Annotated in this window: 12 protein-coding genes; 3 read left to right on the top strand and 9 right to left on the bottom strand. The window is 74.2% G+C overall.

The window, feature by feature from the left end; all coding sequences use genetic code 11:
* Nucleotides 1–27: 27 nt before the first annotated feature.
* The 3 genes from ACIP37_RS25240 to ACIP37_RS25230 form a co-directional block, all read right to left on the bottom strand.
* Nucleotides 28–600 carry a DUF1003 domain-containing protein gene (locus ACIP37_RS25240; protein ID WP_371522685.1) on the bottom strand — a complete coding sequence of 191 codons (573 nt, stop codon included), beginning with the start codon at nucleotides 598–600 and terminating at the stop codon, nucleotides 28–30.
* A gap of 49 nt (nucleotides 601–649) precedes the next feature.
* A complete protein-coding gene (locus ACIP37_RS25235) occupies nucleotides 650–1,945 on the bottom strand; it encodes a magnesium transporter MgtE N-terminal domain-containing protein (protein ID WP_363586748.1) in 1,296 nt (431 codons plus the stop codon).
* 129 nt (nucleotides 1,946–2,074) lie between these two features.
* Entirely contained in the window at nucleotides 2,075–2,614 is a 540-nt protein-coding gene (locus ACIP37_RS25230) for a hypothetical protein (RefSeq protein ID WP_400809852.1), read from the bottom strand.
* A gap of 160 nt (nucleotides 2,615–2,774) precedes the next feature.
* On the opposite strand from ACIP37_RS25230, the gene ACIP37_RS25225 reads away from it, so the two are divergent.
* A complete protein-coding gene (locus ACIP37_RS25225; protein WP_400809854.1) occupies nucleotides 2,775–3,707 on the top strand; it encodes a DMT family transporter in 933 nt (310 codons plus the stop codon).
* A gap of 23 nt (nucleotides 3,708–3,730) precedes the next feature.
* Here ACIP37_RS25225 and corA read toward each other — a convergent pair whose 3' ends face one another.
* Nucleotides 3,731–4,852: a magnesium/cobalt transporter CorA gene (corA, locus tag ACIP37_RS25220; RefSeq protein ID WP_363629531.1), complete on the bottom strand. Its 1,122-nt coding sequence runs from the start codon at nucleotides 4,850–4,852 to the stop codon at nucleotides 3,731–3,733.
* Between the two features lie 425 nt (nucleotides 4,853–5,277).
* Between corA and ACIP37_RS25215 the strand changes: the two genes are divergently transcribed.
* The gene (locus ACIP37_RS25215; RefSeq protein ID WP_363586745.1) at nucleotides 5,278–5,919 is read left to right on the top strand and encodes a suppressor of fused domain protein; all 642 of its coding nucleotides are present in this window, start codon (nucleotides 5,278–5,280) and stop codon (nucleotides 5,917–5,919) included.
* 74 nt (nucleotides 5,920–5,993) lie between these two features.
* Here ACIP37_RS25215 and ACIP37_RS25210 read toward each other — a convergent pair whose 3' ends face one another.
* The 5 genes from ACIP37_RS25210 to ACIP37_RS25190 all read right to left on the bottom strand — a co-directional run bounded on the left by ACIP37_RS25210 (nucleotide 5,994) and on the right by ACIP37_RS25190 (nucleotide 11,400).
* Complete coding sequence (locus tag ACIP37_RS25210) at nucleotides 5,994–6,854, bottom strand: PHP domain-containing protein (RefSeq protein WP_400809857.1); 861 nt, start codon at nucleotides 6,852–6,854, stop codon at nucleotides 5,994–5,996.
* 71 nt (nucleotides 6,855–6,925) lie between these two features.
* Nucleotides 6,926–7,564, bottom strand: a complete 639-nt coding sequence (locus ACIP37_RS25205) for a DUF6758 family protein (RefSeq protein ID WP_363586743.1) — start codon at nucleotides 7,562–7,564, stop codon at nucleotides 6,926–6,928.
* Nucleotides 7,565–7,874: 310 nt separating this feature from the next.
* On the bottom strand, nucleotides 7,875–8,033 hold the full coding sequence (locus ACIP37_RS25200; protein WP_159398440.1) for a hypothetical protein: 159 nt from the start codon (nucleotides 8,031–8,033) through the stop codon (nucleotides 7,875–7,877).
* 360 nt (nucleotides 8,034–8,393) lie between these two features.
* The gene (locus tag ACIP37_RS25195) at nucleotides 8,394–9,269 is read right to left on the bottom strand and encodes an alpha/beta fold hydrolase (RefSeq protein WP_363629529.1); all 876 of its coding nucleotides are present in this window, start codon (nucleotides 9,267–9,269) and stop codon (nucleotides 8,394–8,396) included.
* A 169-nt stretch (nucleotides 9,270–9,438) separates the two neighbouring features.
* Nucleotides 9,439–11,400: a DEAD/DEAH box helicase gene (locus ACIP37_RS25190; protein WP_400809861.1), complete on the bottom strand. Its 1,962-nt coding sequence runs from the start codon at nucleotides 11,398–11,400 to the stop codon at nucleotides 9,439–9,441.
* Between the two features lie 707 nt (nucleotides 11,401–12,107).
* On the opposite strand from ACIP37_RS25190, the gene ACIP37_RS25185 reads away from it, so the two are divergent.
* Nucleotides 12,108–12,836, top strand: coding sequence for a ferritin-like fold-containing protein (locus tag ACIP37_RS25185; protein ID WP_063347921.1), 729 nt, complete (start codon nucleotides 12,108–12,110; stop codon nucleotides 12,834–12,836).
* Nucleotides 12,837–12,844: the final 8 nt, after the last annotated feature.

Genomic DNA, 12,844 nt, shown 5'->3' with positions numbered 1-12,844 from the left:
CCTAACCCGACGGTGGCGTGCCGCCGGTCACAGCGTCTCGGAGGGCTCCCGGCGCTCCTCGATCTCCTTGAGCAGGGACTGGAGTTCGGAGCGGATGAAGTCCCGGGTGGCGACCTCGCCGAGCCCGTGCCGCAGTGCCGCGACCTCGCGGGTCAGGTACTCGGTGTCCGCGATGTTGCGGTCGCTGCGGGCCCGGTCCTGCTCCATGTTGACCCGGTCCCGGTTGTCCTGGCGGTTCTGCGCGAGCAGGATCAGCGGGGCCGCGTAGGAGGCCTGGAGCGACAGCACCAGGGTGAGGAAGATGAAGGGGTAGCTGTCGAAGCGCACGTTCTCCGGCAGCAGGGTGTTCCAGGCCACCCAGATGATGATCACCACCGTCATCCAGACGATGAAGCGGCCGGTGCCCAGGAAGCGCGCGATCCGTTCGGAGAGCTTGCCGAACGCCTCCGGGTCGTAGGCGGGCAGCGAGATCAGCCCGGGCCGGGCGGTGCGGGGCTGGTCGAGCCGGGTGCGGGCCGGGCCGGCCACGGAGATCTCGGCGCGCCGCTCCCGGCCGCCCTCCCGGCCGCGCAGTTCGCGCAGCTGGCGCAGTTCCCGCAGTTCGCTCTGGAGGCGTTGGCGGGGGGACTCGTCCCGCCGCCCCTTGCGGTCAGCGTCCACCGTGCACCTCTTCCCTCGTGCCGTCCGTGTCGTCGTGGCCGTGCAGGACGGACTCGCGCCAGTCCTCCGGCAGCAGGTGGTCGAGCACGTCGTCGACGGTCACCGCGCCGAGCAGGTGGTCGGCCTCGTCGACGACCGGCGCGGACACCAGGTTGTAGGTCGCCAGGTAGCTGGTGATCAGTGACAGCGGGGTGTCCGGCGGCAGCGGGTCCAGGTCGTCGTCGACCAGCGAGCCGACCAGTACGTACGGCGGCTCGCGCAGCAGCCGCTGGAAGTGCACGGTGCCCAGGTACTTGCCGGTCGGGGTCTCGTTCGGCGGCCGGCAGACGTACACCTGCGCGGCGAGCGCGGGCTTGTGGTCGGAGACCCGGATGCGGGCGAGTGCCTCGGCCACGGTCGCGTCCGGCTCCAGCACGACCGGCTCGGTGGTCATCAGACCGCCGGCGGTGTTCTCCTCGTACGACAGCAGGCGGCGGACGGGCTCGGCCTCGTCCGGCTCCATCAGCTGGAGCAGCCGCTCGGCCTCGTCGGCGGGCAGTTCGGAGAGCAGGTCGGCGGCGTCGTCCGGGTCCATCGCCTCCAGGACGTCGGCGGCGCGTTCGTCCTTGAGCTTGCCGATGATCTCGACCTGGTCGTCCTCGGGCAGCTCCTCCAGGACGTCGGCGAGCCGCTCGTCGTCGAGCGCGGCGGCCACCTCGGCGCGGCGCTTGGCGGACAGGTGGTGCATGACGCTGGCGAGGTCGGCGGCGCGCAGCTGGTCGAAGGTGGCGAGCAGGTTGGCGGCGCCCTGGTCCTGCTCGGGCAGCGTGAAGCCGGTGACGTCCTGCCAGTCCAGGGTGAGCCGCTCGCCCTTGCCCTTGCGCAGCCGGCCGGCCCGGCCGATCTGGACGAAGACCTTGCTGATCTCCCACTCGCGCATCCGGGTCTGCACCATCCCGACGTCCAGCACGGTGACGTTCTCACCGGTCTTGGACCAGGTGACGGTGCGGTCCAGCAGTTCGGCGAGCACCAGGGTCTCGGACGGGCGCTGCTCGAAGCGCCGCAGGTTGATCACGCCGGTGGCGAGCACCTGGCCGGACTCCAGGCTGGTCACCCGGGTCATCGGCAGGAAGATCCGGCGCCGGCCGACCACCTCGACCACCAGGCCCAGGACCCGCGGCGGGCGGCCGCTCAGCCGCAGCGAGACGACGACGTCACGGACCCGGCCGACCTGGTCGCCGTTCGGGTCGAAGACGGCGAGGGCGGAGAGGTGGGAGATGAAGACCCGGGTGCCTGGCCCTGCCATGAACTCCCTCGACTCGTTCGATGCCGTGCCGGGTACGCCGGGGCGCACCTGCGGGCAAGGCTACCCGCGTGTCGCGAGCCCGGCCCGACGAGGCACGGTACACAGCCGAGGAGTCCCGGGCGTGAATCTTTAGCGGCGCTTGAACAGCAGTTTGGGCAGGCCGGCCGGGACGGGGCGGCGGGTGGTGGCCGCGGTGGGCATCGGCTGGGCGGCGTGCGAGACGTCCGGCATCGTGCCCGGACGCTCGGTCAGCGCACCGGCGGGCTCCAGGCGCAGCACCCGGCACTCGCGGGCCCAGCGGTCGGTGATGGTGTCGGTGTCGGGCGCGTTCAGCCGCTTGCCCTTGAGCTCCTCGACGGCGCCCAGCCAGGCCTCGCCGCCGGGGGCCAGCTCCGAGACCCGGGCGCTCCAGCCGGTCAGCCGGCCGCCCTTGTCCTTGCTGCGGACGGTCACCACCGCGCCGGATCCGGCGGTCAGGCCGTGCAGCGGCTGCTCGCCGCCCTCGCCGACCACCACCACGGCGCCGTCGTGCCAGGCGTGCCAGAGCGGGCGGGCCTGCTCCTGGCCGTCCGCGCGGACCCAGAGGAGGCCGGACTTCTTCGCGGCCTCCTCCAGCAGGGCCTGGTCGAGGAAGTCGTCGGCGGTCGCGGCGGCGGGCGTACGGTCCATGGCGCCCAGCGTACGACCTCCGCCGTCCACGAGTTGTCTCAGCCGTCGGGCGACAGTTCCATCGGCTTGCCACGGGCCTTACCGTAGGAACGCCCGGCCCCGGCCCGGTTCAGCCCGGTCCCCGCCTCGCCCCAGCCCACGTGACCAGCAGAGGAGCGCCGTGCCCGCCGCCCGGCCCGCGACCGCCCCCGCACCAGCCGCCACCGCCACCGCCACCGAGCCGGTGCACCCGCTCCCCACCGCCGACCTGCTGCTGCTCGCCGTCTCCATCGCCGGCATCTCGCTGTCCGGCCCGCTGATCAGCGCCACCGCCGCGCCCGCGCTGGCGATCGCGTTCTGGCGCAACGTCATGTCGGTCGGCGTCCTCGGCCCGTACGCGCTGCTGCGCCACCGCGCCGAACTGCGCGGGATCGGCCGGCGGGCGCTGCTGCTCGCGATCGCGGCGGGCGCACTGCTCGCCGTGCACTTCGCGCTCTGGATGCCCAGCCTGCGGATGACCTCGGTGGCCTCGGCGACCGCCCTGGTCACCACCACCCCGCTGTGGACCATCCTGCTGATGCGCCTGCTCGGCGTCCGCGCCCCCCGGATGGTCTGGCTCGGCACGGGCGTGGCCTTCGCCGGCGTGCTGGTGCTGACCGGCGTCGACCTCTCGCTCTCCCCGCGCGCGCTGCTCGGCGACGCGCTCGCCCTCGGCGCGGGCCTGGCCGCCGCCGGGTACATGCTGCTGGGCGCGGAGGTCCGCAGGACCGTCAGCACCACCGCGTACACGCTGGTCTGCTACACCACCACGGCGGCGGGCCTGCTGGCGATCTGCCTGGTCGCCGGGACGCCGCTGGCCGGCTGGCCGGCCGGGGTGTGGTGGCAGATCGTGCTGCTGATGGTCGCCGCCCAGCTGCTCGGCCACTCGCTGAGCAACCGCGTGGTGCGCACCCTCGGCCCGTCGATCACCTCCACGGCGATCCTGCTGGAGACCCCGGGCGCGGCCCTGATCGCCGCCCTCTGGCTCGGCCAGTGGCCCCCGGTGGCGGCGTATCCGGCGGTGGTGCTGATCCTGGTGGGCCTGGTCCTGGTCGCCCGTGGCGGCCGACGGTAGCGGCCGGCGGGCGCCGCGGGCGGCTACAGCCAGCCGTTGCGGCGGAAGCCCCGGTACATCCCGACGCAGATCAGGATGATGGCGGTGAGCACCATCGGATAGCCATACTTGTGGTGCAGCTCGGGCATGTACTCGAAGTTCATCCCGTACACGCCGGTGATCATGGTGGGCACGGCGAAGATCGCCGCCCAGGCGGTGATCTTGCGCATGTCCTCGTTCTGCGCCACCGAGACCTGCGCCAGATTGGCCTGGAGCAGCGAGTTCAGCAGTTCGTCGAAGCCGTGCACCTGCTCGGTGACCCGGGCCAGGTGGTCGGCGACGTCCCGGAAGTACTTCTGGATGTCCGGGTCGACGAGGCGCTGCAGCGGTTCGGACAGCTGCTGCATCGGGCGCAGCAGCGGCACCACGGCTCGCTTGAACTCCAGTACCTCGCGCTTGAGTTGGTACACCCGGCCGACGTCGGCGCTGCGCCCGCCCTTGGCCGAGAAGACGCCGTACTCGATCTCGTCCACGTCGTTCTGCAGCCGCTCGGAGACCAGCAGGTAGTTGTCCACGACGTGGTCGGCGATCGCGTGCAGCACCGCGGACGGGCCCTTGGCGAGCAGCCCGGACTCGTCCGCGTCGGCCTCCAGCCGGTGCCGCAGCTCCTGCAGCGAGCCGTGGCCGCCGTGCCGGACGGTGATCACGAAGTCCCGCCCGGCGAAGACCATCAACTCGCCGGTCTCCACCACCTCGCTGGTCGGGGTGAGCTGGTCGTGCTCGACGTAGCGGATGGTCTTGAAGACGGCGAACAGCACGTCGTCGTAGCGCTCGACCTTGGGCCGCTGGTGCGCGTGCACCGCGTCCTCGACCGCGAGCGGGTGCAGGCCGAAGCGCTGGGCGATGCCCTCGAACTCGGCCTCGGTCGGCTCGTGCAGCCCGATCCAGCTGAACGAGCCGTCCCCGTCCGGGAGTTGGTGCGCGGCCTTGATCCGGCGGGCGGCCTCGCGGGGGCTGCAGGTCTCGCCGTGGCGCTTGCCGTGCTGGTACACCGCGCAGTCGACGACCGCCGAGCCGGCGCCCGCCGGGACGGCGTCGTACGCGCCGACCGCGGAACGGCGGCGGTTGGTGCGGACGGCGGCGCGCAGGCTGTTGATCATCGACATGGCAGGCTCCCTGGAACAGGAGCCGCCGCACAGCGGCGTCGGGGTCCCCCGCCGGAAGGCGGGGGAGGAGCGGGCGGCCGTGGTGCGACGGCGAAGAACACCGGTGAAGGGGGGTGAGGGTGCTCTCCCGGCCGGTTCGTCCGCGCCCGGCCTGCCCGGGCTACCTCGGCTGGATCAGCCGGTTCAGCCTGCGTGGCGAGGGGTGCGGGGAAGTCGGGGCCGGGTAGAGCTGCCGGTACTGCATGGTCGGCCGGTATCCACCGCAACCACCTCCTTCGTGCCGCCGCCCCGGGAACCTGAGGATTCCCGGTGGCCAGTCGCTCACCCTAACATCTGACCGACCATCGGCGCCCCGGGCTTTCCCGAGGCTTTGCCCGGGCCGCCCGCACACGGCCGGCCCGCCCCCGGGGGTTACGCTCACCGGCATGGCGCACGACTTCCCGCTCTTCGGCGAACCCCACGGCGGCAGCTCCCCGGCGCTCTCCCGGGAGGCGGTGCTGGCCGCCGTCGAGGCCCGGCTGATCACCACCTTCGGCGAGCCGAGCGGCCGCGCCGCGGTCACCTTCCTCGGCACCGACCGGATCGAGGTGCTGCGCTTCGGCCCGGACGCCGACGGCCTGGTCCGGTACGCGACGCTCGGCATGTCCGCCGCGCCGATGGCCGACCCGACCGCACCGGTGGCCGACCAACTGCGCGGCCCACGCGCCGAACTGGTGCTGACCGTCCGCGGCGGGCGCGACAGCGTGCTGCGCAGCCTGGCCACCCTGGCCGCGACCCCGCAGGTCGAGGGCCTGGTGGTGGCCCCCGGCGGCTCGCTGGACCTCGGCGCCCCGCTGTGGGACGGCGCGCCGTTCACCTCGGTGCTGGCCGCCGAGCCGGGCGGCCTGGTGCCGGACCTGGAGCTGGACGAGCCGGCCGACCCGGTCCGTTTCCTGCCGCTGCTGCCGATGACGCCCAACGAGGCCGGCTGGAAGCGGGTGCACGGCGCGGCCGCGCTCCAGGAGCGCTGGCTGGAGCAGGGCGCCGACCTGCGCGACCCGGACCGCCGCGGCGTCCGGCTGGACTGACCGGGGCTCAGGTCACGGGTCTCCCGTCCTGGCCCCGCGCTCCCGCCGCGCCCCCGCACCCCGGCGCGCGGCCCTCAGCCGCCGATCGGCTTCGCGCCGGTGGCCTGCGCCAGCAGCGCCTCGTACACCGCGGGATCGGTGGTGTGCTCGCCGAGCCGGACGGTCTTGCGGCTGCCGTGGTAGTCGCTGGAGCCGGTGACCAGCAGCCCCAGCTCGTCGGCCAGGCCGCGCAGCCGCACCCTGGTCTCCTCGTCGTGGTCGGTGTGGTCGACCTCCAGCGCCGCCAGCCCGGCCGCCGCGAGGTCGGCGATCACCTGGTCCGGAACGGTCCGCCCGCGCTTGACCGCGCCGGGGTGGGCGAACACCGGTACCCCGCCGGTCGCCCGGACCAGCCGGACCGCCTCGATCGGGTCGGTCTCGTGCTTGCGGACGTCCGCCCGGGCGCCGTTGGCCAGCCACTCGGCGGTGAAGGCGTCCGACACGGTGGCCACGACGCCCGCCTCGACCAGCGCGCTGGCGATGTGCGGGCGACCGACCGAGCCGGTCCCGGCGATCCGCTGCACCTGCTCCCAGCTGATGTCCGCGCCGAGTTCGCGGCAGCGCTCGACGATCGCGCGCCCGCGCCGGAACCGGTCGGTGCGCACCAGCTCCCGCTCGCGCGCGAACTCCGGCTCGTCCGGGTCGAACAGGTACGCCAGCAGGTGCATGCTGACGCCGCCCACCACGCAGGACAGCTCGGCGCCCGGGATGACGGTCAGCCGGCTGCCGTCCGGCAGCGCGCGCACCGCCTCGGCGGCCTCGGCGTGGCCCGCGACGGTGTCGTGGTCGGTGAGCGCCACGACGTCGAGGCCCGCGGCCACGGCCGCCGCGACCAGCTCGGTCGGGCTGTCGGTGCCGTCGGAGGCGTTGCTGTGGGCGTGCAGGTCGATGCGCACGGGGCGGACTCCTGAGGGCTCGGGGTGCCGCCCAGGATAGGACAGGGCACCGGGCCCCGGCCGGACAGGACCTATCCCAGCAGGCGGGGGGAGAGGGCCCCGCAGGGGAGCAGGTCCAGTTCGGCGCCGGCCTCGCGCAGGTCGGTGAGGACGAGTTCGTCGTACATCACCAGGGCGGACTGCTCGGGCCAGGCGACGGCCCAGAGCCAGAGGCCGCGGGCCTCGCCGACGAACACCGCGCGGTCGACCGGGGCGTCCGGAACGTGGAACATCGGGGTGGGCCGCCCGGCGGCCAGCAGTTTGGCGTCGGCGGGCTTGTAGAGGCCGACGGAGTCGCCCGGGTCGGGCCCGGGCATCCCGGCGTAGCGGGCGCCGAGGCCGACCCCCAGTTCCTCGGCGACGAGCACCAGCTCGCCGAAGCCGCCGAGCGGGGCCGGTCCGGAGCAGGCGACGGCGGTGGCCCGGGCGCCGGAGACGTCGTCGCCGACGTGGGCGATGCCGGTGTAGAGCCAGCCGACCGGGAGCGGCCAGGGCAGCCAGACGGGGACCTGCGAGCGGGCGACGGCGACGCCCAGGGCTTCGACGCTCGGTGGCAGCACGGGCTGCATCGGGTGCACGGCTCCGTGCCGGTCGCACTGCCAGGTGTCTGAGAACAGACCGGGGGCGCGGACCCGACCGGCGCACCTCGGGCAGCTTGGCTCGCCCCTCATAGGCGACAACGCTCCTCCCTCCGGACCGCCGCGTCAAGGACGATCACCCGTACGGAGGGCTCGGCGGCACCTGTCGGTGGCGGGGCCCGTTCGGCGCGGGTGGGGCGGCGCGGCACGGGCGGTTCCCGTTGGGGGATGTCCCGTGGCGGGCGGCGGCAAACGTCTACGGGCCCAGGGCCCGGACGCACTGACGCCCTGTCATCGGCGATCGCGGTGACAGGGCGTCAGTCGGGTATCGGAACGTCCGGATCGGACGCTCCCGGCTCGTCGGCGGCGGGTGAGGGCTCCCGGTCGGAGGCGCCGCGCGTGGTCAGACGGTCGGGCACGGGCGGATGAGCAGGCGCTCACCGGTGCGGGCGGCGGCCTGGACGAACTCGCGGACGGTCTCGGCGTCGGCTATCAGGCGGTCGGCGGCGGAGCCGTTGGCGTCGTCCAGTCGGACGATCTCGAAGCGCATGGTCTTCGTCATGGGCGTCTCCTCTTCTTGCCCCGTCGGTCGGGGCGATTGCGGCTGAGTGGGTACCAGCCCTTTCGGGGTCCTGCGGGTCCGGCGGTGCGGCCGGATCGTTCGGTTCGTACGTGCGGCGGTCTGCTGCGGCAAGGGCTCCCCCTGCTTGCCTGGTGCCTCGTGAACCACGGTGACGTGGTGATGCTTCCGGGTCGTTGCCCGACCGTGAAGTCCAGGTTTCGGCTGATTCGCGCCGACGCGGAGGCCGGCGATGATTCCCGGACAGAATCAAAGATTACCGTAACTAACGACTTTTGTCCTGTGTTGAGGACGGTCGAACTTCGAGAAGTGGTTCAGACCACTCTCCGGGACCGGTGCGGCTCAGGCCCAGAACGCGGCCAGCGCCTCGGCCGTGGCGGCCGGGCGTTCGGCGTTGGGGGAGTGGCCGGCGTCCTCGACGACCACCCGGCGGGCCCCCAGGCGCTCCGCCATCCCGGTCTGCTCCGGCACCGGCCAGGCGTAGTCCCGCACCCCGGACAGCACCAGCACCGGCAGGCCGGCGGTGGCGGCGGCCAGCTCCGCCACCCGGTCCGGCGCGGCGACCAGATGGCCACCGGTGACGCTCAGCGACAGCGGTACGTTGGCCAGCCAGCGGCGGTGCAGGAACTCCGCGACGGCCGGCTCCGGGCGCTGCTTCTGGTCCCCGCTGCCCTCCTCCATCTGCCGCATGACCTGCCAGATCTCCTCCAGGCTCATGACCGGCAGCACGTCCAGCAGCAGCTGGGTACGGGCCGCCTCGGCCGGGTCGATCGCGCCCGGGCCGGTGGACATCAGGGTCAGCGAGCGCCACGGCGACGGGCCGTCCGCGGCCGCGGCCAGCACTGCCTCCCGGACCACCTGGCCGCCGAAGGAGTGCCCCAGCAGGTGCGGCGGCCCGCCGTCGGCGGCCACGGCCTCGGTGAGCGCCCGGACGTCCGCGCCCAGCGCCTCGACGGCGTACGCGGCCGGGTCGTCCGGGCCGCCGGTCTCGTACTGGCCGCGCTGGTCGACGGCGGTCACCCGGTAGCCGGCCGCCGCCAGCGGCTCCAGCAGGGCGATGAAGTCCTCCTTGCTGCCGGTGAAGCCCGGCACCAGCAGCGCCGAGCCGCGCACCGGCCCGTCCGGCTCGGCCCGCAGCGCGGCGAACCCGCCGCGGCTTGTGGACAGCCGCAGCGCGCGGGCGCAGCGGGGAAGGGTGAGGAACGGCGGCGTGCTCATGGGCTGCTCTCCTGCAGGCGACTGGCCGGTGACCCCGACCCTATCCAGCCTGTGCCGGAACGCCGGAACGCCGGAACGCCGGAACGCCGGAACGCCGGAACGCCGGAACGCCGGAGGGGGCGGGCCGGACCGCGAGGGGCCCGGCCCGCCCCCTCCGGGACGGGGTGCGTCAGCTCTCCGGGGTGGCCTCCGGCGCGGCGGCGGCCTTGCGGGCCCGGGTGCGCTTGCGCGGGGCCGGGACCTCGGTCGCGGCGTCGGCGGCCGCAGCCTCCGGAGCCGCCGGGGCGGTCGCGGCCTCGGCCTTGGGCTTGCGGGTGCGCGTCCGGGTGGCCGGCTTCTCCGCGACGGCGGCCTCGGTGGCCGGGGCCTCGACGACGGCCTCGACGGCCTCCGCCTTCGGCTTGCGGGTGCGCGTCCGGGTGGCCGGCTTCTTCGCGACGACGGCCTCAGCGGCCTCGACGGCTTCGACGGCCGGAGCCTCGGCCGGGGCCTCGACGGCCTCCGCCTTCGGCTTGCGGGCGGCGCGCGTCCGGGTGCGGGCGGCCGGCTTCTCCGCGACGACGGCCTCGACGACGGCCTCGGCGGCGGCCACGACGGCCACCGCGGCCGGAGCCTCGGCGACCGGAGCCGCCACGGCCGCCTCGGTCACCGCGACGGCCTCGGCCACCACGGCGGCCTCGCCGGCGGCGGCGCCGCGCGAACGGCGGCGACGGCGGCGCGGGGCCGACTCGCCCTCGGTGCCCTCGACGGCCGGGGCCGCGGGGGCCTCGACGACCGTCCCGGCCTCGCCCTCGGCGACCGCGGAGCCGCCCCGGGTGCGGCGGCGCTCACGGGTGCGGCGCGGCTTCTCCTCGGTCGCCACGGCGGCCTCGGGGGCGCCGGTGCGGCCGGAGCCGCTGCGCGGGCCCTTGGCCCGGGCGGTGCGCGCACCGCGCCCGCCGGTCTCGCCGAGGTCCTCGACCTCCTCCGCGCCGAGCCCGGCCCGGGTCCGCTCCGAACGCGGCAGCACACCCTTGGTGCCCGGCGCGATCTTCAGCAGCTCGTACAGGTGCGGCGAGGTGGAGTAGGTCTCCTCCGGGTCGTTGAAGGTCAGCTCCAGCGCCTTGTTGATCAGCTGCCAGCGCGGGATGTCGTCCCAGTCGACCAGGGTGACGGCGGTGCCCGAGGCGCCGGCCCGGCCGGTGCGGCCGATCCGGTGCAGGTAGGTCTTCTCGTCCTCGGGGCACTGGTAGTTGACCACGTGCGTGACGCCCTCGACGTCGATGCCGCGGGCGGCGACGTCGGTGCAGACCAGCACGTCGACCTTGCCGTTGCGGAACGCGCGCAGCGCCTGCTCGCGGGCGCCCTGGCCGAGGTCGCCGTGGACGGCGCCGGCCGCGAAGCCGCGCTGGGTCAGCTGGTCGGCGACGTCGGCGGCGGTGCGCTTGGTCCGGCAGAAGATCATCGCCAGCCCGCGGCCGTCGGCCTGGAGGATGCGCGAGACGAGCTCGACCTTGTCCAGCGAGTGCGCGCGGAAGATGTGCTGCTCGATGTTGGCGACGGTGGTGCCGGTGTCGTCCGGGGCGGCGGCCCGGATGTGGGTGGGCTGGCTCATGTACCGGCGGGCGAGGCTGATGACCTGACCCGGCATGGTGGCCGAGAACAGCAGGGTCTGCCGCTTGGCCGGCAGCATGGTGATGATCTTCTCGACGTCCGGCAGGAAGCCGAGGTCGAGCATCTCGTCGGCCTCGTCCAGGACCAGCGAGCGGACCTTGGACAGGTTCAGCTTCTTCTGCCCGGCCAGGTCCAGCAGGCGGCCCGGGGTGCCGACCACGATGTCGACGCCCTTGGCGAGCGCCTCGACCTGCGGCTCGTACGCGCGGCCGCCGTAGACGGCCAGGACGCGCACGTCGCGGACCTTGCCGGCGGTCTGCAGGTCGTTGGTGACCTGGGTGCAGAGCTCACGCGTCGGGACGACGATGAGCGCCTGCGGGCCGTCGGAGAGCTGCTCCTCGGTCGCCCGGCCGGCGTCCACGTCGGCGCGCACGACGCACCGCTCGATCAGCGGGAGGCCGAAGCCGAGGGTCTTGCCGGTGCCGGTCTTGGCCTGGCCGATGACGTCGTGGCCGGTCAGCGCGACCGGGAGGGTCATCTCCTGGATGGGGAAGGGGTGGACGATGCCGACGGACTCGAGCGCCTCGGCGGTCTCCGGGAGGATTCCCAGATCCCGGAACGTCGTCTTGATGGGTTCAGCGGTGGTGGACAGGGTGCTGCCTCTTCCGTGTGAAAGGGGCCGAGAGCGAGCGGCGGGCGGGCAGCCGCACGGCTGCGTACGGGCCTGGCGGCCCTGATGCAGCTGAGCGGACGCACAACCGCGCCGGTCCCTGCGGCCGGCCGGTGCGCGCTGCCCTGTGCGGGGCGCGTCGCCGGCGGCGTCGGGGAGGATTCCCATGAGGGACCTGCGCGGGACCTTCGCCAGGGGGCGTGGTCTCGGCGGCCCTCGCTCGGCCACTGATGCGGTGCCAAGGCTTGAAGTCCAAGCCATGGTCGGAGCCGATCGGCTCTCCGACCGGGCATCCGCGTACGTGAGTACCCGTGGCTCCGGTGCGGACACGTCCGGATGGACGGTGCCGCTTCGGAGCGGGCTTGCGCGGGACACCGAGACGGCGGTGACACCGTGCGAACACGACGGGGCTCCGTACCACCATACAGTCAGGCGACGACTCGAACACGTGACGCGTCTGACATTGCCCCTCCCGACCCGGGCCGGAAGGGGTGTTCCGGCCGGTCACCCGGGCGACCGGCCGACGGCCGGCCAGGGTGGGTCCCCCCGGGCCGGCGGGACTAAGGTGGCGGGTCATGGAGACCCATGGTGAGACGCAGGACGCCGCGGCCGGCTCGATCGGGGACTGGGCCGCGTGCTCGGCCGACCCCGGCTACCGGGCGGCGGTGCTGGACCTGCTCGGCGCACTCGCCTACGGCGAGCTGAGCGCCTTCGAGCGGCTCGCCGAGGACGCCAAGCTGGCGCCGGACCTCGCCGACAAGGCGGCCCTGGCCCGGATGGCCTCCGCCGAGTTCCAGCACTACCAGCGCCTGCACGACCGGCTCGCCGAGATCGGCGCCGACCCGCAGGAGGCGATGCGCCCGTTCGTCGAGCCGCTGGAGCTGTTCCACCGGATGACCGCGCCCTCGGACTGGCTGGAGGGCCTGGTCAAGGCCTACGTCGGCGACGCCATCGCGACCGACTTCTACCGCGAGGTCGCCGTCCGGCTCGACGACGACACCCGCGACCTGGTGCTCGGCGTCATGTCCGACACCGGGCACGCCCAGTTCGCGGTGGACAAGGTGCGCCAGGCCATCGAGGCCGACCCGCGCTCCGGCGGCCGGCTCGCGCTGTGGGGCCGGCGGCTGATGGGCGAGGCGCTCAGCCAGGCCCAGCGGGTGGTCGCCGAGCGGGACGCGCTGTCCAACCTGCTGGTCGGCGGCGTCCAGGTGCAGGGCTTCGACCTGGTCGAGGTCGGCAAGATGTTCAACCGGATCACCGAGGCGCACACCCGGCGGATGGCCGCCCTGGGCCTGGCCAGCTAGGGCCTGTC

The sequence above is a fragment of the Kitasatospora sp. NPDC088861 genome (assembly GCF_044750105.1).
Taxonomy (GTDB): Bacteria; Actinomycetota; Actinomycetes; order Streptomycetales; family Streptomycetaceae; genus Kitasatospora.
The sequence above is the reverse complement of the archived record's forward strand: the minus strand, read 5'-3'. Positions and strand labels throughout refer to the sequence as shown.

What these genes read in the sequence shown, in the direction of transcription:
- ACIP37_RS25235 (WP_363586748.1), bottom strand. Translation starts at nt 1,945, where the DNA reads ATGGCAGGGCCAGGCACCCGGGTCTTCATCTCCCACCTCTCCGCCCTC.
- ACIP37_RS25230 (WP_400809852.1), bottom strand. Translation starts at nt 2,614, where the DNA reads ATGGACCGTACGCCCGCCGCCGCGACCGCCGACGACTTCCTCGACCAG.
- corA (WP_363629531.1), bottom strand. Translation starts at nt 4,852, where the DNA reads ATGTCGATGATCAACAGCCTGCGCGCCGCCGTCCGCACCAACCGCCGC.
- ACIP37_RS25215 (WP_363586745.1), top strand. Translation starts at nt 5,278, where the DNA reads ATGGCGCACGACTTCCCGCTCTTCGGCGAACCCCACGGCGGCAGCTCC.
- ACIP37_RS25205 (WP_363586743.1), bottom strand. Translation starts at nt 7,564, where the DNA reads ATGAGGGGCGAGCCAAGCTGCCCGAGGTGCGCCGGTCGGGTCCGCGCC.
- ACIP37_RS25200 (WP_159398440.1), bottom strand. Translation starts at nt 8,033, where the DNA reads ATGACGAAGACCATGCGCTTCGAGATCGTCCGACTGGACGACGCCAAC.
- ACIP37_RS25195 (WP_363629529.1), bottom strand. Translation starts at nt 9,269, where the DNA reads ATGAGCACGCCGCCGTTCCTCACCCTTCCCCGCTGCGCCCGCGCGCTG.
- ACIP37_RS25190 (WP_400809861.1), bottom strand. Translation starts at nt 11,400, where the DNA reads ATGACCCTCCCGGTCGCGCTGACCGGCCACGACGTCATCGGCCAGGCC.
- ACIP37_RS25185 (WP_063347921.1), top strand. Translation starts at nt 12,108, where the DNA reads ATGGAGACCCATGGTGAGACGCAGGACGCCGCGGCCGGCTCGATCGGG.